Below are 713 nucleotides of genomic sequence, written 5' to 3' on the forward strand. Positions count from 1 at the left end.
GGCGACTTCTACGCCTACCAGCACGAGGAGGGTGTGGAGCCGGACCTGGTGTGCGTGGCCAAGGCGCTGTCCGGCGGCTATGTGCCGGTGGGCGCCACGCTCGGCAAGGACTGGATCTTCAAGAAGGTCTTCTCCTCGATGGACCGGGTGCTGGTGCACTCCGCCAGCTTCGGCTCCAACGCGCAGGCCATGGCGGCGGGCCTCGCCGTGCTGTCGGTCATGGAGGACGAGCAGATCGTGGCGCACGTGCGCGCGGTCGGGGACCTGCTGCGGNNGGCCTGATGATCGGCATCGAGTTCGGCCGGCCCCGCTCGCTGAAGCTGCGCTCGCGCTGGGCCATGCTCCAGGCGGCCCGCAAGGGGCTGTTCGCGCAGATGGTGGTGGTCCCGCTGCTCCAGCGGCACCGCATCCTCACTCAGGTCTCCGGGGACCATCTGGAGGTGATCAAGCTGATCCCCCCGCTGATCATCGACGAGGGGGACGTGGACCGGTTCGTGGACGCCTTCACCGCGGTGATGGACGACGCCCACGAGGGCGGACTCATCTGGGAGTTCGGCAGGACCCTGGTGAAGCAGGCGGTCGCCAACCGCTGACCGCGCGGGGCGTTTTGCCCCTGAGGCAAGAAAATTGCCTCAGGGGCAAGTGTGGGTGCTCAATGGAGGCATGAGCTCCTCCGAGACCGAGCCGCGGGACGAGCCTGCCGAGGCGCTTCC

The 713-nt window shown here is 68.4% G+C and carries 1 pseudogene; it reads left to right on the top strand.

Going from position 1 to position 713, the window contains the following annotated elements:
* A pseudogene (locus CCN29_RS33335) lies at positions 1-593 on the top strand (aminotransferase class III-fold pyridoxal phosphate-dependent enzyme); the annotation flags it as partial.
* Between the last annotated feature and the right edge of the window lie 120 nt (positions 594-713).

The organism is Streptomyces pseudogriseolus (assembly GCA_002154585.1).
Classification (GTDB): Bacteria; Actinomycetota; Actinomycetes; order Streptomycetales; family Streptomycetaceae; genus Streptomyces; species Streptomyces pseudogriseolus.